At 62.8% G+C, this 19907-nt stretch carries 20 protein-coding genes; 13 read left to right on the top strand and 7 right to left on the bottom strand.

All coding sequences use genetic code 11. The features are described from left to right. Positions 1-40: 40 nt before the first annotated feature. Positions 41-946: a nitrogen assimilation transcriptional regulator NAC gene (gene nac / locus AC1Q6I_RS22585; RefSeq protein WP_069075703.1), complete on the bottom strand. Its 906-nt coding sequence runs from the start codon at positions 944-946 to the stop codon at positions 41-43. 310 nt (positions 947-1256) lie between these two features. On the opposite strand from nac, the gene AC1Q6I_RS22580 reads away from it, so the two are divergent. From AC1Q6I_RS22580 to AC1Q6I_RS22570, 3 genes are all read left to right on the top strand, one after another. Beyond that, on the top strand, positions 1257-2465 hold the full coding sequence (locus AC1Q6I_RS22580; RefSeq protein WP_069075702.1) for an aspartate transaminase: 1209 nt from the start codon (positions 1257-1259) through the stop codon (positions 2463-2465). 10 nt (positions 2466-2475) lie between these two features. After that, positions 2476-4020, top strand: a complete 1545-nt coding sequence (locus AC1Q6I_RS22575; RefSeq protein WP_102624619.1) for an MFS transporter — start codon at positions 2476-2478, stop codon at positions 4018-4020. A gap of 63 nt (positions 4021-4083) precedes the next feature. Next, positions 4084-5415, top strand: a complete 1332-nt coding sequence (locus AC1Q6I_RS22570; protein WP_069075700.1) for an OprD family porin — start codon at positions 4084-4086, stop codon at positions 5413-5415. A gap of 75 nt (positions 5416-5490) precedes the next feature. On the opposite strand, the gene AC1Q6I_RS22565 is transcribed toward AC1Q6I_RS22570, so the two are convergent. Then, complete coding sequence (locus AC1Q6I_RS22565) at positions 5491-6462, bottom strand: ABC transporter substrate-binding protein (protein ID WP_370531099.1); 972 nt, start codon at positions 6460-6462, stop codon at positions 5491-5493. Positions 6463-6549: 87 nt separating this feature from the next. Then, complete coding sequence (locus tag AC1Q6I_RS22560) at positions 6550-7362, bottom strand: phytanoyl-CoA dioxygenase family protein (RefSeq protein ID WP_069075699.1); 813 nt, start codon at positions 7360-7362, stop codon at positions 6550-6552. A gap of 110 nt (positions 7363-7472) precedes the next feature. On the opposite strand from AC1Q6I_RS22560, the gene AC1Q6I_RS22555 reads away from it, so the two are divergent. Continuing rightward, positions 7473-8387: a LysR family transcriptional regulator gene (locus AC1Q6I_RS22555; protein WP_069075698.1), complete on the top strand. Its 915-nt coding sequence runs from the start codon at positions 7473-7475 to the stop codon at positions 8385-8387. A 55-nt stretch (positions 8388-8442) separates the two neighbouring features. Here AC1Q6I_RS22555 and AC1Q6I_RS22550 read toward each other — a convergent pair whose 3' ends face one another. Genes AC1Q6I_RS22550 through AC1Q6I_RS22540 form a run of 3 tightly spaced genes read right to left on the bottom strand, consistent with a single transcriptional unit; the run spans position 8443 to position 11496 of the window. Further along, positions 8443-10389 (bottom strand): FUSC family protein, encoded by a 1947-nt coding sequence (locus AC1Q6I_RS22550; protein WP_102624618.1) that lies wholly within the window; start codon positions 10387-10389, stop codon positions 8443-8445. After that, complete coding sequence (locus tag AC1Q6I_RS22545) at positions 10389-11297, bottom strand: efflux RND transporter periplasmic adaptor subunit (RefSeq protein ID WP_102624617.1); 909 nt, start codon at positions 11295-11297, stop codon at positions 10389-10391. The genes AC1Q6I_RS22550 and AC1Q6I_RS22545 overlap by 1 nt, the downstream gene beginning before the upstream one ends. Before the next feature lie 10 nt (positions 11298-11307). Continuing rightward, positions 11308-11496 (bottom strand): DUF1656 domain-containing protein, encoded by a 189-nt coding sequence (locus AC1Q6I_RS22540; protein WP_041160899.1) that lies wholly within the window; start codon positions 11494-11496, stop codon positions 11308-11310. Between the two features lie 127 nt (positions 11497-11623). Between AC1Q6I_RS22540 and AC1Q6I_RS22535 the strand changes: the two genes are divergently transcribed. From AC1Q6I_RS22535 to AC1Q6I_RS22500, 8 genes are all read left to right on the top strand, one after another. After that, complete coding sequence (locus AC1Q6I_RS22535; protein ID WP_069075695.1) at positions 11624-12436, top strand: AraC family transcriptional regulator; 813 nt, start codon at positions 11624-11626, stop codon at positions 12434-12436. A 237-nt stretch (positions 12437-12673) separates the two neighbouring features. After that, positions 12674-13264, top strand: coding sequence for an amino acid synthesis family protein (locus AC1Q6I_RS22530; RefSeq protein ID WP_024074705.1), 591 nt, complete (start codon positions 12674-12676; stop codon positions 13262-13264). A gap of 44 nt (positions 13265-13308) precedes the next feature. Further along, complete coding sequence (locus AC1Q6I_RS22525) at positions 13309-14142, top strand: alpha/beta fold hydrolase (protein WP_024074704.1); 834 nt, start codon at positions 13309-13311, stop codon at positions 14140-14142. Then, entirely contained in the window at positions 14139-15620 is a 1482-nt protein-coding gene (locus AC1Q6I_RS22520) for an aldehyde dehydrogenase (RefSeq protein WP_024074703.1), read from the top strand. The genes AC1Q6I_RS22525 and AC1Q6I_RS22520 overlap by 4 nt, the downstream gene beginning before the upstream one ends. A 12-nt stretch (positions 15621-15632) precedes the next feature. Next, positions 15633-16118: a flavin reductase family protein gene (locus tag AC1Q6I_RS22515; protein ID WP_069075694.1), complete on the top strand. Its 486-nt coding sequence runs from the start codon at positions 15633-15635 to the stop codon at positions 16116-16118. 13 nt (positions 16119-16131) lie between these two features. Further along, the gene (locus AC1Q6I_RS22510; RefSeq protein ID WP_024074701.1) at positions 16132-16521 is read left to right on the top strand and encodes a carboxymuconolactone decarboxylase family protein; all 390 of its coding nucleotides are present in this window, start codon (positions 16132-16134) and stop codon (positions 16519-16521) included. Between the two features lie 77 nt (positions 16522-16598). Beyond that, a complete protein-coding gene (locus tag AC1Q6I_RS22505; RefSeq protein WP_024074700.1) occupies positions 16599-17351 on the top strand; it encodes a GntR family transcriptional regulator in 753 nt (250 codons plus the stop codon). Between the two features lie 2 nt (positions 17352-17353). Further along, complete coding sequence (locus tag AC1Q6I_RS22500) at positions 17354-17917, top strand: NUDIX hydrolase (protein ID WP_024074699.1); 564 nt, start codon at positions 17354-17356, stop codon at positions 17915-17917. Between the two features lie 320 nt (positions 17918-18237). On the opposite strand, the gene AC1Q6I_RS22495 is transcribed toward AC1Q6I_RS22500, so the two are convergent. Further along, positions 18238-18531 (bottom strand): DUF1330 domain-containing protein, encoded by a 294-nt coding sequence (locus AC1Q6I_RS22495; RefSeq protein ID WP_102624616.1) that lies wholly within the window; start codon positions 18529-18531, stop codon positions 18238-18240. A gap of 71 nt (positions 18532-18602) precedes the next feature. Between AC1Q6I_RS22495 and ribBA the strand changes: the two genes are divergently transcribed. Next, positions 18603-19712, top strand: coding sequence for a bifunctional 3,4-dihydroxy-2-butanone-4-phosphate synthase/GTP cyclohydrolase II (ribBA, locus tag AC1Q6I_RS22490; protein ID WP_069075692.1), 1110 nt, complete (start codon positions 18603-18605; stop codon positions 19710-19712). Positions 19713-19907: the final 195 nt, after the last annotated feature.

Below are 19907 nucleotides of genomic sequence, written 5' to 3'. Positions count from 1 at the left end.
ACGCTTTGGCTTTGGGGTGATAAGCCGTGCTTATGACCCCTCAGAGCAGGCTGCCGCGCATCTCCGCGACCAGCTCCAGCAGGATCGCCTTGACCGCCTGGGCCGGCACGGAGAGCGGCAGGTGACCGGACAGGCACAAGGCCAGGGGCGCATCCACCTCGGGCTCGACAATGCGGCACATATGCACCGAGGTCGCCGCCACCATCACCCGCGCCGATGACTCGGGCAGGATGGTGGAACCGAAGTGCTCGGCCACGGCGGCGGTCAGGGTGATCGATGATTCGATCTCCGCCACCACCCGCGCGCTCAGGCCGATACGCTGGAACGCCTCGTCCACCAAGCGACGCATGACGTTGTAGGGACGCGGCAGCAGCATGTCCATGTCGGCCAGGTCAGCCAGCGCAATCTGCTCCAGCGCGCTGATGGCGGGGTCGGCGCTCACCAGGTAGAGGTGCTCGTGCAGCAGCGACACAAAGCTCAGGCCGTGCACTTCACGGCCGCCATACAGCACGGCCATGTCCATGCGGCCGTTCATGATCAATTCACTCAAGGTGGTGCCGAAGTTTTCATTGAGGTACAGCAGGATGCCCGGGTGCCGCTCGCGCACCCGGCGCAATAACGGCAACGACAGCGTTGACGCCGCCGTGCCCGGTGCCAGGCCGACGGATACCTGGCCGGACAACGCGTGCCCGGTGGCATTGATGTCGCTCTGGGCCTGCTCGCACTGGCGCAAGATGATTTGCGCATGCCCGTACAACACCTTGCCCGCCTCCGTCGGCGTGACACCGCGCTTGGTGCGGATCAACAACTGTTGCTGCAATTCGGCCTCCAGGGTCGCCAGTTGCTGGCTCAGGGCCGGTTGTGCCACATGCAGCACATCGGCAGCCTGGGTCATGCTGCCGATATCGACGAGTTTCACGAAGTACTTCAGACGGCGCAGGTTCACGGTGGCGGTGCTCTTGCTCGAAAAAGGGAGACGACCCCCTGGGGTTAGCAAGAGCCAGGCCAGCCTTACGCCTGCCGATGCGCCAGGTGCGCAGGGGCCTACCCATAAGCCTTTGCTATGGCTCGATCATGCCGAGCGTGACCGACACCGGTTCCACGCATGCGGGCCTGGACGCACCAACAGGGTGCGGGGCGTGTTCAGTTCCAGCCATAAGCGATTCCTATCCGACCAGAACGATATCGTCTTATGGCGGCTGCGCGAGCGACTCGTACTGTAGGGCCTCGTCAATGTCATTACCGAGGAACGACACGTGACCGCCTCCCGCATCGCCGCCCGTGTGCACCGTATCAAGCCGTCCCCCAGCAGCGCCGCTTCCGACCGTGCGAACGAGCTTCGCCGGCAAGGCCAGTCGATCATCAACCTGGTGGTGGGCGAGCCGGACTTCGATACCCCGGCGCATATCCGGCACGCCGCCAATGCGGCCATCGAGCGTGGCGAAACGCGCTACACGCAAAACGCCGGCACGCCCCAATTGCGCCAGGCGATCGTCGACAAGCTGGCACGGGAAAACGGCCTGGCTTACACCGCGAACCAGGTACTGGTCACCAGCGGCGCCAAAAGCGCGATCTTCAATGCCTTCGCCGCGACGCTGGGCGCGGGTGATGAAGTGCTGATCCCGGCGCCGTACTGGGTGTCGTACCCCGACATGGTGCTGGCCTGCGAAGGCGAACCCGTGGTCCTCGCCTGCCTGGAGGAACACGCCTTCAAACTGACCCCGGATCAGTTGCGCGCCGCGATCACCGAACGCACCCGCTGGTTACTGCTCAATTCGCCGAGCAACCCGACCGGCGCCAGCTACAACGCCGCCGAACTGCGCGCCCTGGCCGATGTGCTGCTCGACTTTCCCCATGTGTTGCTGATGACCGACGACATCTACGAACACATCCGTTACGAGGGCCTGGAAAACCCGCACATCCTCGCCATCGAACCGGCCCTGGGCGAGCGCAGCGTGGTGGTCAACGGTGTGTCCAAAACCTACGCCATGACCGGCTGGCGCATCGGCTACGCCGCCGGCCCGGCCGACTTGATCGGCGCCATGGCGACCCTGCAATCGCAATCGACCAGCAACGCCTGCTCCATCAGCCAGGCCGCCGCCGTTGAAGCACTCAATGGCGACCAGTCCTTCGTCCAGGCCAGTGTGGAGGTCTACCAACAACGCCGCGACCGCTGCCTGGGGCTGCTCAATGCGATCGACGGCCTCAGTTGCCGTAAGCCCGACGGGGCGTTCTACCTGTATGTGAACTGCTCCGGGTTGCTGGGCCGCTCAACGCCTGAAGGCAAGCGCCTGGACAGCGATTACGACGTGGTCATGTACCTGCTCGAAAGCCAAGGCGTGGCGGTGGTGGCGGGCACGGCGTATGGCCTGGCGCCGTTCTTTCGCATGTCGATCGCCACAGATATCACCACCCTCGATGAAGGCTGCTCGCGCATCGCCGCCGCCGTTGCCGCGTTGCGCTGAGGACTCGATGATGACCGTGGCCACCCACCCTGCCCTGGGCTTCCGCCAAGCCTTGCTGGCGATGCTTGGCATCTCGCTGGTGCTGATGCTCTCGGCCCTCGACCAGACCGTGATCGGTAATGCGTTGCCGAGCATCGTCGCCGAGTTGAACGGGTTCGAGTTGTATGCGTGGGTGGCTACGGGCTACTTGCTGGCCTCGATCGTCACCATCCCGATTTTCGGCCGGTTGGGTGATTACTACGGGCGCAAGCCCTTTGTGCTGGCGGCAACGCTGATCTTCACCCTGGCCTCCCTGGCCTGCGCGCTGGCCACGGACATGCTGTGGCTGGTACTTGGCCGAGCGTTGCAGGGTGTCGGCGGCGGCATGTTGATCGGCACCGCCTTCGCCTGCATCCCCGAGCTGTTCCCCGATACACGCCAACGCCTGCGCTGGCAGATGCTGCTCAGTGCGCTGTTCAGCGTGGTCAACGCCATCGGGCCGGGACTGGGCGGGTATCTGACCGGAGCCTACGGTTGGCGCTCGGTGTTCTACATCAATTTGCCGCTGGGTTGCCTGGCGCTGTTCTTCGCCTGGCGCTACTTGCCGTATTACCGCCCGCTGCAACAAACGAAGATCAGCCTCGACTGGCCCGGCGCCCTGCTGATCGCGCTGGCCCTGGGCAGCCTGCAACTGTTTGTCGAATGGCTGGGGCATGCCAGCCTGATGCTCAGTGCAGCCCTCGGCGTGGGTTGCGGGCTGGCGACACTGGCGCTGTGGCGCTGGGAACGCCGCTGCCGGCATGCGCTGCTGCCCGCGGCGTTGCTCGGGTTGCCGAGCATGCGCCTGCTGTTCGTGCTGTCGATGGCGGCCGGGGCGATCATGTTTTCGTTGTTGTTCTACCTGCCGCTGCTGCTGCAAGGCAGTTATGGCTACTCGCCCCAGGACGCCGGGCTGCTGATTACCCCGCTGGCGTTGAGCATCACCCTGGGCGCCATCGTCAACAGCCGCATCGTCACCCGCTTGCGCAACCCCAACCTGTTGCCACTGGGTGGTTTCGTCGCGCTGCTGCTGGCATGTCTCGGGCTGGCCCTCGCCGGGCGCGCTGCCTCGTTCAACACCCTGCTCGGCTTGATCCTGCTCGCCGGCCTGGGCTTGGGGTTTATCCTGCTCAACCTGACCGTGTTCACCCAGACACTCGCTGAACGGCAGTTCCTCGGGATCGCCACCGCGTTGACCCAATCCCTGCGCCTGGTCGGCGGCCTGCTCGGCACCGCTTCAATGGGCGCGCTGGTCAACCTGCTGTACAGCGCCAACCTGCAACGGGTGTTTGTCGCCCAGGGCCACGCGGACGGCCTGGCGTTATACGCCGACCCGCAAGTGCTGTTGCACCCCGCCGCCGTGCTGCTCGAACACCCGCAATGGCTGAACCTGGCCCGCGATGCCCTGGCCCAATCGGTGGGCGTCGGGCTGCTGCTGTGCGCCGCACTCGGCGTATTCGCGCTGCTCATCCTGTACCGCTTGCCGCCGGTAAAGCTGAACGCCTTACCGGCCACCGTTGCTCCTGAAAAACAATAAAAACCTTAACTGCCGCTTTTGACTGCCTCTTACAACACTTCACAACTCATGGGGATGACTCCGATGGAGCTTTTCAATCGCGCACCTAAAGTAATGGCCGGCATTTGCGGCCTGCTCATCGCTCAACAGGGTTACGCCGCAGGTCTGGTGGAAGACAGCAAGCTCAATGTGCTGGCGCGCAACTTTTTCAGTAACGCCGACAACCGTAGCGGCGCCGCCGACCCCAACTACACCCAGGAATGGGGCCAGGGCTTCATCGCCAACTTTCAGTCCGGCTATACCCAGGGCACGGTCGGCTTTGGGGTGGATGCGATTGGCATGTTCGGTGTCCGATTGGACTCAGGCAAGGGCCGGCACTACAACCCTCAGCACACGGCGTTCAACGGCAACATCTTCCCCACCGACAGTGATGGTCGCGCCGTGGATGAGTTCGGCAGCCTGGGCCTCACGGCCAAGGCGAAATTCTCGAACACCGAGTTGAAATACGGCACGCTGGTGCCGATGTTGCCGGTGGTGATGTCGACCGATCGCATGTTGCAGCAGACGTTCAACGGTGGGCAGATCCAGTCCAAGGACCTCGACAACTTCACCTTCACCCTCGGCCAGTTGGAACACGTCAAGGGCCGCGGCTCGAGCAACCAGATGGGCATGTCGATCCCCGGCGCGAACAACGCGCAGACTGGCGAGTTCGTGAACAAGTTCTACTATGGCGGCGTCGACTACAAAGCCAGCAAAGACCTGACATTGCAGTACTACTACGGCAACCTGCAGGACTTCTACAAACAGAACTTCCTCGGCCTCAAATACGACTGGAAAGTCGGCCCCGGCATCCTGCGCACCGACCTGCGCCACTTCGACAACCGCTCTGACGGCGCCAATGGCAATGACCCGGCGTTCTACACCTTCGGCTATTACGGTAACGGCGTCACCAAGGGCAAAGTCGACAGCCGCCTGAGCAGCGCGCAATTCACCTACCTGGTCAACGGCCATACGATCGCCGCCGGCCTGCAACAAGTCAGCGGCGACAGTGACGCCGTATGGTTGAACCAGGGCGACGGCTCCACGGCCTACTTCATGACCGAATCGATGATCGGCAAGTTCCAGCGCGCCGGCGAAACCACCTGGCAAGTGCGTTACGGTTATGACTTTGCAAACCTGGGCGTGCCTGGCCTGAGTTTCCTGGGCATGTACGAAAGCGGCTCGAATATCCGCACCCCGACAGGCGATAAAACCGAGTGGGAGCGCAATTTGACCGTGAGCTATGTGGTGCAGCAGGGGCCGTTCAAGGATTTGAGCATCGCCCTGCGCCATGCGTCGTTGCGTACCGAAGTTTCCACCCAGCGTGACAGCGATGAGCATCGGGTGATTGTGAGTTACCCGTTGAATATTCTGTAGACGCTGCCGGCGAAAAAAAGAGGGCAACGCGCATCGTTGCCCCCTGATACAACCACCGCCCTGATTCAGGCGGTCCTAGAGCGTGGCGTCGATCTTTTTCGCCGCTGCCTCACTGACCCAGGTGTGCCAGATTTCTGGATGTTCCTTGAAGAACATCCGGGCCAGTTTGGGCGAGTCAATGTGTTCCTTGCTCATACGGGCCAGGTTCTGGTTCAACAGATCAATCGGCAGATTGACCTTCTCCAGCACACCGACCAACTCGGGTGCCTGCTCATGGAACACGCTGGAGAGCCCCACCTTGATGCTGATCTTCTTGTCGACGCCCGGTTTCTCTTCCAACTTGACCAGGTCGACCTGGCCCATTAACGGGGTCGGTGACCAGTAGTAGAACAGTATCGGCTCGCCGCGCTTGTAGCTCGACAGGACGGCCGCATCCAGGGCAGGACCGGTCCCCGGGCGGAAGTTGGTGTAGTTGGCCTCCAGGCCGTAGCTTTTGAGCATCTCGCTGTTTTCCAGCTCGCAGGTCCAACCAGCCGGGCAATTGTAAAAACGCCCTTTGCTCGGTTCTTCCGGGTCCTTGAACAGCGCGGCGTACTGGGGCAGATCCGTGATCTTTTTCAAGTCGGGTGCCTTGGCCTTGAGATTACGCCTGGCATCGCCCTCGACCACATAACGCGGCACGTACCAGCCTTCCGTCGCACCGATGATCGGTGCGCCCACGCCCACGACCTTCCGACTCTGCTCGGCCTTGTTCCAGACTTCACTGCGTCCCACCCACTCTTCCGCCAGCACCTGGATATCGTTGCTGCCCAGGGCGCTCTCCATGGTGATGGAGTTACCCGGCAACGTATCGATCTGACAGCCATAGCCGTCCTTGAGCACAATCTCCAATACCTCGGTGAGCAACATACCGCTTTCCCAATTGAGCCCGGCGAACTTCACCGGTTTGCCGGACTCGCACCAACCGGCCGCCTGGCTCGCGCCACTGGCGGCCAACAGGCCAAGGGAAATCAGGGTGGCGGCCAGGCTATTTTTTTGGATGTTCACAATCGCACGCTCCAACACAGTCAACAGGGTTATGGCAGTGCAAGTCGTTGCCACAACTGTGGCAAACAGTGGTTATCAAGATGAAGCTCAAGCGCCTTGATGTATCGTCGGGAACCAATCTTCGCGCAGTCTCTGACCGGTCTGCATCGCATGCCCTGGATACGGTGGAGAGGTCCTTCCTGGACGCTCGATGTAACGTATATCGTCGCCAAGCCAACGCAGCGACAATACGCGTCGCCGCTGCGCCGACGCATTGCCCCGGGCGCCATGGACCGTGCGGAAATCGAACAGTACCGCGTCACCCGGCTGCATCTGCCACTCGAGCACTTGCATGCCTTGCTCCGAGTCCGGATCGGGGGCGTCGCGGTAGCCATCGGCGTCGCGGTAGAAATCGCTTTGATCGGCCCAATGCACCGGCTTTATGCCTTTCTCCCAACGGTGTGAACCAGCAAGCAGGCGCAGCGTCGACTCGCGTACCGGGTCGACGGGTATCCAGAAGCTGACGTGCTGGTTGCCTTCGACAAAGTAGTAGGGAATATCCTGGTGCCAGGGGGTGGCCTTCTGCGCGCCCGGCTCCTTGACGAGAACATGGTCATGGAAGAACTGTGCCGACTGCGAGCGCATGACAGCCGCAGCAACAGAGGCCGCAGGCGACTCTTCGACCATCGCGCGAAACTCGGGAATGCGTTGCCAGTTGCAATAGTCATCGAAGAAACCGCCCGGTTTGTCATCCTTGTCGATGTAGCGGCTGGCGTAGGTACCCGGCTCGGCAAGGTTGCGCTCGATGCCGGCGGCAATGGTCTCGACCCACTCACTGAAGATGCCCCGCAGGCAAACCGCTCCATCGCGCTGAAAGGCCTCGATGTCTTGTTCAGTGATGGTGAATGAACCGTGTGTCATGACCTGAAACTCCCTCAAGCAAGAAATAAAGGTGGGGCGCAGGGCAAATATTCCATGACATCCAACCAAGATAAAATAATATGTATTGATTTATCACCCAAGAAAATCTTATGAAGTTCAGCCTGCGCCAATTACGTTATGCACTCGCCGCGGCCAAACACGGCAACCTCACGCTGGCGGCCGAGGAGTTGCACGTGTCCCAGCCCTCGGTTTCTACGGCGATTACCGAACTGGAGCAGTTGTTCGACCAGCCCCTGTTCGTTCGCCAACGCGGGCTCGGCGTCGCTCTGACCCCTTTCGGGCGCACGGTCATGGCCCAGGCCAGGCGAGTGCTGGCCGAGGCCAGGGCGTTTTCCGCCATCGGGACGGATGACAGCGACTTTTCCGGAGAGTTGGTGCTGGGGTGCTATGAGGACCTGGCGCCCTATTGCTTGCCGCAGATACTCAGGCGCCTGCAACTGGAACATCCTCAGGTCACGGTGGATATGCGCGAAGGCGGGTTCGAGTACCTCGGCAAGCGCCTAGCCGAAGGCAGCCTGGAATTGGCATTGACCTACGACTTGGGCCTGCCGGCACACATGGGTTGCATCGAGCTGCGCCAATTGAAGGCCCACGCCCTGTTGGCCGCTGATCACCCGCTGGCAAACGAGGCCGATGTGAGCCTCAAGGCGCTCAGCGAATGCAACCTGGTGGTGACCGATCAGATCCACAGCTGGCAGCACGTGCTGGACCTGTTCAACTTCTATGGGCTCACCCCCGCCAGCGTCCAGCGTACCCACAGCTTCGAGTTCCAGCGCAGCCTGGTTGCAAATGGTTTCGGCGTGGCGCTGACCTATACCCGCCCCTTCGGTGACCACAGCTACGACGGCCAACCGCTGGTCTGCCGCCCCGTCCGTGAAGAACTGCCTGCCCAACGCATCGTATTAGCCTACGACCAGCGCTACCCGTTGACGCCACCGGCCGAGGCGTTCAAGCACCAGGCCGTCACCTGGTTCAAAGAACGGCTATCGTTTGCCGCAAGTTGACTGTCATCAGGTAGGGCATGTCATCAGCGCGTTATGACGCGGCGGTCGACATCGATCAGGGCCTCCCTCGTTTCAAGCGCCCGTATTGTTCCAACAACCCAGCCAGTTCCTCGTAGCACGCAGCGAGATGCGGGGCACCCAGCCTGCGCATCGATTTCGCCGTTCGCCGGGCCTGGGCCGCGCTCACTGCGGTGTTCAAGGCATACCTGGACAGTCGCCGAGCGCCCCTTTGCGCGCATTCGGCAATCGCCGACCCCGGCGCCAGTTGGCCGGTCTTGCGTTGCAGCCGCCCCAGGCTCCGGCTCAACTGCAACGACACATAGCCGGCTGGGTCAGCCTGTGGCTGATCTGCGCCCAATAAGGCCAGCAACGACACCATTCGATGTTGTTGCTTCGCCTGCCATCCAAGCCTGTCCAATCGGCTGCCCTGACGCAGCAAGCGTCGTGTGTCCCTCTCCAGCGCCTGCCTGAGTGCCCGTATGGGGCTGGCGGATTTCTTCGGAAACAGTTGGAAAGCCAGCAGGCAAACGGCAAGCGCCACCATCCAGGCCAGTGCTTGATTGGCGAACTCGACAAAGTCGTAGTGCGCCGTCTCCCCGGTGCTGACCAGGGTATTGAACGCGATCAGGTAGGCAATGCCTTGCAGGGCGTGGCGCGGTCGGGTCGTGGCATGCATGCCGAATATCCAGAACGCGGTGAGCACTACGCTGAGCAGCGCAAACCCACTGATGTGAGGCAGCAGCAGAAACTTGCAGGCCGCAGCCGCCAGGATGCCGTAGAGCGTGCCCTTGATAAAACCGCGCATGCCCTGGGTGGGTGCGGCGCTGGTAGCCAGCAATGTGCAACATGGCCCCACGACCGCCAACAGCGTTGGCCCTTGGTCCCAGCCGGTGAGGTACCAGATGGCCGCCGTCGCCAAAATCGCCAGCAACGCTCGCAGGCCGTTGCGCAGCGCGTCCCCATAGTGTCGGTGAAAGCCCACTGCACGGGCAGGCACTTGGGTATTGCGTTGCAGGCTGGCAAAACTCAACAAGGCGCTGCACAGGTCTGCCAAGGATTCATCCAGGTACTCTGCATCGCTCGCGTGCTGCTCAAGATCACCCGCCAGCCAATGTTGCATGGCCCTGACGCGCTCGGCTGCCGTGGAAAAATCCTGCGTGGCGTCGGCCAGCCCTTCGCCCAGCGGTTGCAGCTCCCGGCCAATGCGGGCAATGGCGTGTAATGCAGACCGATGGGACGTACTCTCGGCCAGGACCACGCCCTGCAGGTACGCAAGCCCCGCCTGCAGCGTCGGCAGCCGGGAGCGGATCAGCGCGGACTCGCCCCGGCCGATGCCGAGCAGATCATCTACCTGGCTGATCTCAAGCGAGAGTGGCCCAGCGGCAAGGCTCGGGTGCGCGTCCTGCTCGCCACTCAACCGAATCGCCAGCCAGCGTATCGTGCGGGACGTCACGCTGATGAGCAGCCGATTGAGCTTCTGCTCGACGGTCTTGCGGCTGAACAGCGTCGCCACCAAGCTCAGGCTGAAGACCCCGACTACCACCGCCGTCCCGCGTGTCACGATATGCTCGAAGCTTTGCTCGGGGGCGACAATCGCCGGGCCCAGGGCAAGGCATACGGTGTAACCGGCGACCACGGCCGCGGTAGCGTGATAGTGCCGCAGCACCGTCATGGCACCGACGCAGAGACCGAGCCACACGCCGACCCCAAGGATAAACAGCAGCATTTTCTGGGCGAACAGGGCGGTCAGCACGAAGGCAGCGACGATCCCCACCAGCGTGCCCAGCACACGATGGAAACCCTTGCCGACCACGGCGCCCTGGATCGGGTGAATCAGCAGCAACACCGTCGACGCCGCCGAGAACGGCGCATCCAGGTGCAGTTGCAAGCCCAGCCACAGGGCCAGGGTGGCCGCCGCGACACTGCGCGACACGTAGCCCAGCGTCTGCGGCGTACATGGCAGCGGCAGCCCACTCAACACGCTCAACAGGCGGCCCTTCATCACATAAATGCCTGAAGCCAGCGTGACAGCCGCCAATGTCGCTCGGCGCCGGCCTTACTCACTTCGACACTGGCCGTCATCCCCGCCGCCAACTCCACGCCTGGGGGCACGCTGTCCAATTCAATCCTTACGGGCACCCGCTGGGCGAGTCGTATCCAACTGAACGTCGGGGCCACCTGGGGTAAACCGCCCTCGCTGCGCAGCTCGTTACCATCGGCGATGCCCCGTCCGATACTGGCGACATGGCCTTCAAGCAAAGGCGCAAACCCCATGAGTTTGATCGACGTGGCGGCCCCCAGTCGCACACCGGGGAGCTTGGTTTCTTCAAAGTAAGCAGTGACCCAGAAGCTGTGCGCATCGACCACAAACACATTGGTCGTGCCGGCGACGGCGTAGTCACCTGGCTGCAGGCGCAGTTGAGTCACGTAACCATCGACCGGCGAACGAATGGTCGTACGCTCGAGGTCCAGCTGGGCTTGGGCCAACTGGCTCTGGGCCGCCTCCAGGCGGGCCTTGGCCACCGCCAAGTCCCGCGCCGCGTTATCGGTTTCTTCCCGTGCAATCGCATCGCCGAGTTGGCTGCGGCGCTGGAGCTGTGCCGTACGTTGCGCGAACACGCTACGTGCCTCTGCCAGCTCTGCGGCGCGCTGTTGCTGGGCCAGCAGATAGGCGCGCTGATCGATCCGATACAGCAACGCGCCCTTGGCGACCCACTGGTTATCCCCCACGAGGACGTGTTCGACCTGGCCGGACACCTCCGGGGCCATCCGGATGACATGCGCACTGACACGTCCGTCGCGCGTCCAGGGCGCCAATACGTAGGCTCGCCACAACTGCGTACAGAACAGCAGCGCAACCAGCCCCAGTACCAGCGTGGCGAGCGTCTTGAAGAGGTTATTGATAGACATGGCGCCTCGCTTAGACCATCAGGACTAACGTCGAAAGGATGATGAGCGAGACAAAAAAACGCGCCAGGCTCGGGTGCCAGGCCCACTCCAGCCAGCGGCGGATGGTGCGTTCCAGCAGCCCGTAGACCAGGGCTGAAACCCCCAGGTAAACCAGCAAAGGCGGAATATAGAGGTTGGCAATCGTGATTTCGCTGAGCATCGGTGGGTCTCGCCGTCGACCATCAACGCGATGGCCTTGCTGACGATGTTAGGTAATACGCACCCTTGCCGATATTGAGTATGCTGCCAGAATATAATCAAATTCAGCCAAGTTGCGGTGATGGGGCATGCACGAGACAAATCACGCCACGATTGAACAGTTCGAACTCGATCGCCTCGACCAACCTGCCGTGGCATTGATGCTGGGCGCCCAGCGCAACGACACCGAGTTTCCCGTACACACCCACCGCAAAGGCCAGCTGGTAGTGGCTTATCACGGCGGCATCGTGTGCACGGTGGAGGATGGGGTGTGGATGGTGCCGTCAGGGTTCGGCGTGTGGATTCCGGGTGGCGTGGCCCACAGCAACCGGGTCACGGCCAACGGTAAAGTCGGCTTTGTTTTTGTGGAGCCCGGCGCGGCGGCGCTACCGCAACAGTGCTGTACGTTGGTGCTGTCACCGCTGATCCTGGAGCTGATCCTGCACCTCAGCGCCCAGGCCCAGGACTACCCGCCAGCGTGTGCCAACGCGCGATTGGCCAGTGTGCTGCTCGAACAGCTGGAACTTGCCCCGACGGAACAGTTGTACCTGCCGCTGCCCGCGACGGCCCAGTTGCGCGTGATCGCGCGCGGGTTGGCCCAGGACCCGTCCAACCGCTGCACCATGGCCCAGTGGGCACGCCAAGTGGCCATGAGCGAGCGCTCCCTGGCCCGCCTGGTCAAACGTGAAACCGGGCTGACCTTCGGTCAGTGGCGCAAGCAATGGCAAATTATCGTAGCGCTGCAAAGCCTGGCCGAAGGCGAGTCGGTACAGCGCACCGCTGAAGCGCTTGGCTATGAGTCGGTCAGCTCATTCATCAGCATGTTCCGCAAGACCCTGGGCACGTCGCCGGCACGTTATATCCGCGCCACGGCCATGCCGGCCTCGCGCGCGCAGCCCTGACGCACGCCTCCAGCCCACCCGCAAGCCCAGTGATCATCGCTGGGCGGTCCGCGCTCATTGGCGCTCCCTCGCCCTGCTGAGCCAGGCGTCCCGAGCACACGCCTCGCCCCCCCTGAAAAGGTGCACCACCTGACCTTTTGTCGCGGTATTTATCGACGGCCCATCGCTGGCTCTTGCACTTAAGGTATTATGGTATACCATCATACACGGACCCACTCACACCCGACGGAGCAGCTCATGAGTTTCGAAATCCGCAAGATCGTCAGCTACGTAGAAGAAACCTTTATTGAAGGCGGCAAGGCCTCTGACACTCCCGTCACCATGGTTGGCCTGGCGGTCGTGTTGAAAAACCCCTGGCTGGGTCGCGGGTTTGTCGAAGACCTGAAACCGGAGATCCGTGCCAACTGCTCGGACCTCGGTGCACTGATGGTAGAGCGCCTGGTGGGCATCATTGGTGGCGCGCAGAAGATCGAAGCCTACGGCAAGGCCGCCGTGGTCGGGGCTGACGGCGAGATCGAACACGCGTCGGCGATCATCCATACCCTGCGCTTCGGCAACCACTATCGTGAAGCGGTCAAGGCCAAGAGCTACCTGAGCTTCACCAACAAGCGCGGTGGCCCGGGCACGTCGATCCAGATCCCGATGATGCACAAGGACGACGAAGGCCTGCGCTCGCACTACATCACCCTGGAAATGCAGATCGAAGACGCGCCGCGCGCCGATGAAATCGTGGTGGTGCTGGGCTGCGCAGACGGTGGCCGCCTGCACCCGCGCATCGGCAACCGTTACATCGACCTCGAAGAGCTGGCGGCGGAAAAAACCCAGTAAGCCAAGACCGTCACTCCAACAAAAAAGGCATGCAGGAGCGCTCCATGATTCGGCTCACCGCTGAACGTACCCCGGCTGGCACCAGTTACCTGGCGACCGGCCAAGGCCAGCCTGTGGTTTTGATCCACGGCGTGGGCCTGAATAAAGAGATGTGGGGCGGCCAGGTGGTTGGCCTGGCCACCCATTACCGCGTGATCACCTATGACATGCTCGGCCATGGCGCCAGCCCGCGCCCGGACAGCGGCACACCGCTGCTCGGTTATGCCGACCAACTGCTGGAGCTGCTCGATCACCTGCAATTGCCCCTGGCGACGGTGATCGGTTTCTCAATGGGCGGCCTGGTGGCGCGCGCCTTTGCCCTGCACTACCCGGAACGCCTCAACAGCCTGGTAGTGCTCAACAGCGTGTTCAACCGCAGCCCCGAACAGCGCGCCGGGGTGATTGCGCGCACCGCCCAGGCCGCCGAGCATGGGCCGGATGCCAATGCCGAAGCGGCCCTCTCGCGCTGGTTCAGCCGTGAATACCAGGCGGCCAACCCGGCGCAGATCGCCGCGTTGCGCCAGACCCTGGCCGGTAACGACCCCCAGGGCTACCTGACCACCTACGAGCTGTTCGCGACCCAGGACATGTACCGCGCCGACGACCTGGGCAGCATCCAGGTGCCGACCCTGGTGGCCACCGGCGAGCTGGACCCCGGCTCGACACCGCAGATGGCCCGCCAATTGGCGGAGCGTATTCCCGGCGCAACCGTGGCGGTATTGCCCGAGCAACGGCATATGATGCCGGTTGAATCGCCGCGCCTGGTCAACCAGCTGCTGCTGGACTTCCTCCAGACGGCGCACTCCCAACAACACCCGATAAAGGGGATCGTGGCATGACGCTTGAACGCTTCCAGATGTGCATCGGCGCAGAATGGGTCGATGCCTTGTCCGGCAAGACCTTTGACAGCCTCAACCCGGCCCTGGCCGAACCTTGGGCACAGTTGCCCGATGCCGATGAAGCCGACGTGGAACGCGCGGTGCAGGCTGCGCAACAGGCCTTCGACAGCCCGGCCTGGCGCGGCCTCACCGCCACCGCGCGGGGCAAACTGCTGCGCCGCCTGGGTGACCTGATCGCCGACAACAAGGAACGCCTGGCGCAGCTGGAAAGCCGCGACAACGGCAAGCTGATCCGCGAGACCCGTGGCCAGGTCAGTTACCTGCCGGAGTTCTTCCATTACACCGCAGGCCTGGCCGACAAACTCGAAGGCGGCACCCTGCCCCTGGACAAGCCCGACCTGTTTGCCTACACCGTGCATGAACCCATGGGCGTGGTCGCCGCGATCATTCCCTGGAACAGCCCGCTGTACCTCACGGCGATCAAGCTGGCGCCGGCCCTGGCGGCGGGCAACACCATCGTGATCAAGCCGTCGGAACATGCCTCGGCGACCATCCTCGAACTCGCGCGCCTGGCCCTTGAAGCCGGGATTCCGCCGGGCGTGGTCAACGTGGTGACCGGCTACGGCCCAAGCACCGGGGCCGCCCTCACCCGCCATCCGCTGGTGCGCAAGATCGCCTTTACCGGCGGTGCAGCCACGGCGCGCCATGTGGTGCGCAGCAGTGCCGAGAACTTCGCCAAGTTATCGCTGGAGCTGGGCGGTAAATCACCGAATATCATCTTTGCCGACGCCGACCTCGACAGCGCCATCAACGGCGCGATTGCCGGGATCTACGCCGCCTCCGGGCAGAGCTGCGTCTCCGGTTCGCGCCTGCTGGTACAGGACGAGATCTACGACGAATTCGTCGAGCGCCTGGTGGAGCGCGCCCAGCGCATTCGCATCGGCAACCCCCAGGAAGATGCCAGCGAGATGGGCCCCATGGCCACTGCGCAGCAACTGGCCGTGGTCGAGGGCCTGGTGGCCGACGCCATCGCCGAAGGCGCGCGCCTGCGCACCGGCGGCAAGCGCCCGCAGAACCTGGGGGCCGGCTGGTTCTATGAGCCGACCCTGTTCGAGTGCGACCGCAACTCGATGAAGATCATGCAGGAAGAAGTCTTCGGCCCGGTGGCCTCGGTGATCCGCTTCAAGGACGAAGCCGAAGCCCTGGCGATCGCCAACGACTCGCAGTTCGGCCTCGCCGCCGGCATCTGGACCCGCGACCTGGGCCGCGCTCACCGCCTGGCCCGGGACGTGCGCTCGGGGATCATCTGGGTCAACACCTACCGCGCCGTCTCGGCCATGGCGCCCATCGGCGGCTTCAAGAACAGCGGCTACGGACGCGAAAGCGGCATCGATTCGGTGCTGGCCTACACCGAGCTGAAGACGGTGTGGATCAACCTCTCCCAGGCGCCCATGCCTGATCCTTTTGTGATGCGTTAAGAGACCCCGACCATGATCGAACCCGGCATTTACAAAGACGTCATGAGCTCGTTCCCCTCCGGCGTCACGGTGGTCACCACCCTGGACCCGGACGGCGGCATCGTGGGCATTACCGCCAGCGCGTTCAGTGCGCTGTCGATCGACCCGGCCCTGGTGCTGTTCTGCCCCAACTACGCTTCGGACACCTACCCGGTGCTGCGCGACAGCAAGCGCTTTGCGATTCACTTGCTGTCGGCCGACCAAACCGCCGAAGCCTATGCCTTCGCCAGCAAGGGCAAGGAAAAGGCCAAGGGCATCGAGTGGCACCTCAGCGACCTGGGCAACCCGTTGCTGGCCAAGGCCACGGCGATCATCGAGTGTGAGTTGTGGCGCGAATACGATGGCGGTGATCACGCGATCATCGTCGGCGCAGTGAAGAACCTGATCCTGCCCGAGCAACCGGTCACGCCGATGATCTACCACAAAGGCAAGCTGGGCCCGCTGCCCACCCTGGCCTGAGGAGCACAGTACGATGAGCAACGACAAATATGAGCAGGGCCTGAAAATCCGCACCCAGGTGCTGGGCGAAGCCTATGTGCAGCGCTCCCTCGAGAATGCCGACGATTTCACCCGGCCCTTGCAGGAGATGGTCACCGAGTACTGCTGGGGCCATGTGTGGGGCCGTGAGGGTTTGTCGCTTAAAGAACGCAGCATGATAAACTTGGCAATGATTTCGGCCCTCAATCGACCTCACGAGCTCAAGCTGCATGTACGTGGCGCCTTGCGTAACGGGCTGAGTCGTGAACAAATACGCGAAATTCTGCTTCAGGTCGGCATTTATTGCGGGGTTCCCGCCGCCGTGGACAGCTTCCGGCTGGCCCGGGAAGCTTTCGCCGAAGCCGATGCAGAGGCCACCCGTTAACCCTTGGCTGTTTTGATCGATCGAGCACCGCTGCCGGTGCTCGTTTTGCAGGGACAGCCACCTTCAGAGCAGACCCCATGAAACGCCTGCCACTCGACGACAGCTTCAAGGTCAATCACAACCCGGTCACCCTGCGCGAAATCGTGCTGGAGAAACTGCGCAGCGCCATCATGAACTTCCAGCTCCTGCCGGGCGACCGCCTGGTAGAACGCGACCTGTGTGATCGCCTGGGCGTCAGCCGCACGTCGGTGCGCGAAGCCCTGCGTCACCTGGAGTCCGAGGGCCTGGTGGAGTTTGCCGATGCCAAAGGCCCGCAGGTCGCGATCATCACCCTGGCCGACGCGGTCGACATCTATGAACTGCGCTGCGTGCTCGAAGGCTTGATCGTGCAGTTGTTCACCCTGCGCGCCAAGGCCAAGGACATCAAGGCCCTGGAAAAAGCCCTGGAGGAGAACCGCAAGGCCCTCAAGGACGGCGAACTGCAACAGGTGATCGACTCGGTGCAAGGCTTCTACGACGTCTTGCTCGAAGGCTCCGGCAACCACGTGGCGGCCACGCAACTGCGCCAGTTGCAGGCGCGTATCAGCTACCTGCGCGCCACCTCGGTGTCCCAGGAAAACCGCCGCGGCGCCAGTAACCAGGAAATGGAACGCATGGTCCAGGCAATCAAGAGCGGCGATCCGCTCGCGGCGCACCAGGCCTGTGTCGATCACGTGCGCGCAGCCGCTGCCGTGGCCCTGGATTACCTCAAGCGCAAGCAGGAAGAGACCGGCAAGATTCCAGAGATCACCCTGCCCATCGCGCTCAAAGAACCGCGCATAGGCCACTGACCATGTTCAGCCCAAGCTATTGCCCGAAATGCGGCGGCAGTGACCTCGGTCGCCAGTTGCCACCGGGCGATACGCATGAGCGCCTGATGTGCCGGGGTTGCGGCTATATCCACTACATCAACCCCAAGATCATCGCCGGCTGCATCATCGAGCAGGACGGCAAATACCTGCTGTGCCAACGGGCAATCCCGCCCCGTCCCGGCACCTGGACCCTACCGGCCGGCTTCATGGAAGGCGGCGAGACCACTGAACAAGCCGCGTTGCGCGAAGTCTGGGAAGAAAGCGGCGTGCGCGCGGAAATCGTCTCGCCCTACTCGATCTTCAGCGTGCCGACGATCAGCGAGGTGTACATCATCTTCCGCGCCATCGCGCTGGAGATCACCGGCCAGTTCGGCCCGGAAACCCTCGACTACCGGTTCTTCGCACCCGAGGACATTCCCTGGGACAGCATCTACTACCCGGCGATCCGGCAGATCCTCGAACGGTATATCGAGGAACGCCAGGCCGGGGTGTATGGCATCTACATCGGCAATGACGACAGCGGCAAGATCCACTTTATCCGCTGATCTCACAGCCAAACACCGGACCAAATGTGGGAGGGGCGGTGCGACGATTCGACTTGCCCCCGATAGCAGTGTGTCAGCCGCTGAATAAGGTGACTGACCCACCGCCATCGGGGGCAAGCCCCCTCCCACACTGGCCCGCTGTTGGCAGGTAGAAAGCAGCCCGGCGGTAGATCGCATGGATACCACCAATCCCCTGTGGGAGATGTCGAGCTTTAGCGAGGCTTCGAAGGCGGCGGCACGGTTGGCAGAGAGGTTGGCTGACCCACCGCCATCGGGGGCAAGCCCCCTCCCACATTTGGTCCTATGTTTGGCCTGATGACCTAAGGCGCCAGCCCTTCCACGATGACGATCTGCGCCATCCCCGCCCCTTCACGGTACCCCTTCGCCTCCTGATATTCAGCAGACTCGTAGCACGCCACCGCCTGCTCGTAGCTATCGAACTCGATCACCACATTGCGCTGCCGTGCCGGCCCGCCTTCCATCGCCTCGCTGCGCCCGCCCCTGGCCAGGAACCGCCCGCCAAACTTGGCAAACGCTGCCGGTGCGCGTTGGGTGTACTGCGTGTACTGCTCTGCGTCGGACACATCCACATGGGCAATCCAGTAAGCCTTCATCGTGACATCCTCTCGTTGAGTTTTTTGTGGTATACCATAATACATACAACCAACAAAACGAGCACACTGACATGCCCTTCAACAGCATCGCAGACATCATCGAAGACTATCGCCAGGGCAAGATGGTGCTCCTGGTGGACGACGAAGACCGGGAAAACGAAGGCGACCTGTTGCTGCCCGCTGCCTGCTGCACCGCCGAGACTATCAGTTTCATGGCTCGCGAAGCCCGTGGCTTGATTTGCCTGACCCTGACCGACGAACACTGCCAGCGCCTGGGCCTCGAGCAGATGGTGCCGAGCAATGGCAGCGTGTTCAGTACGGCGTTCACCGTGTCCATCGAAGCCGCCAGCGGCGTGACCACCGGCATCTCTGCCGCCGACCGCGCGCGCACCGTGGCGGCGGCCGTTGACGTCAATGCCGGGCCCGCCGACATCGTGCAACCGGGGCATATCTTCCCGTTGCGCGCCAAGGACGGCGGCGTATTGACCCGCGCCGGCCACACCGAAGCCGGCTGCGACCTGGCGCGCCTGGCCGGGCACACACCGGCCTCGGTGATCGTTGAAGTGATGAACGACGACGGCACCATGGCGCGCCGCCCCGACCTGGAAATTTTCGCGCGCAAACATGGGATCAAGATCGGCACCATCGCCGACCTGATCCACTACCGCCTCAGCACCGAGCGTACCGTGGTGCGCATTGGCGAACGGGATTTGCCCACGGTGCATGGCACGTTCCGCCTGATCACCTTCGAAGACCGCATCGACGGCGGCGTGCACATGGCAATGGTCATGGGCCAGTTGCGCCGCGATACCCCTGCGCTGGTGCGCGTGCATGTGATCGACCCGCTGCGCGACCTGGTCGGCGCCGACTACAGCGGCCCGTCCAACTGGACCCTGTGGGCCGCGTTGCAACGCGTCGCCGCCGAAGGCTGCGGCGTGGTGGTGGTGCTGGCCAACCATGAGTCGTCCCAGGCGCTGTTGGAACGTGTGCCGCAACTGACCCAGGCGCCACGCCAGTTCAACCGTTCGCAGTCGCGCATCTATTCGGAAGTGGGTACCGGGGCGCAGATCTTGCAGGACCTCGGCGTCGGCAAGCTGCGTCACCTCGGCCCGCCCCTCAAATACGCCGGGCTGACCGGCTACGACCTGGAGGTGGTCGAGAGCATTCCCTTCACCGAATGACGGATAACCGGTAAGGCAAAATGCTTGCACAAAGTTTGGAATACCATAATATGATATTCCATAGACCGAACGCTTTCGCCAAGTGCGCCCGCCAGGGATAGCACCAATAACAGCCCTTGGCACGGTCGCCTTTTGGGGCCCCGACTGAGGCCCTGATTGACCTACTGCTCCCGATAGGCGGGCATTACCAGCCCG

It is taken from the genome of Pseudomonas sp. MPR-R2A5, assembly GCF_058793055.1.
This window is presented reverse-complemented; position numbering and strand designations above follow the sequence as displayed.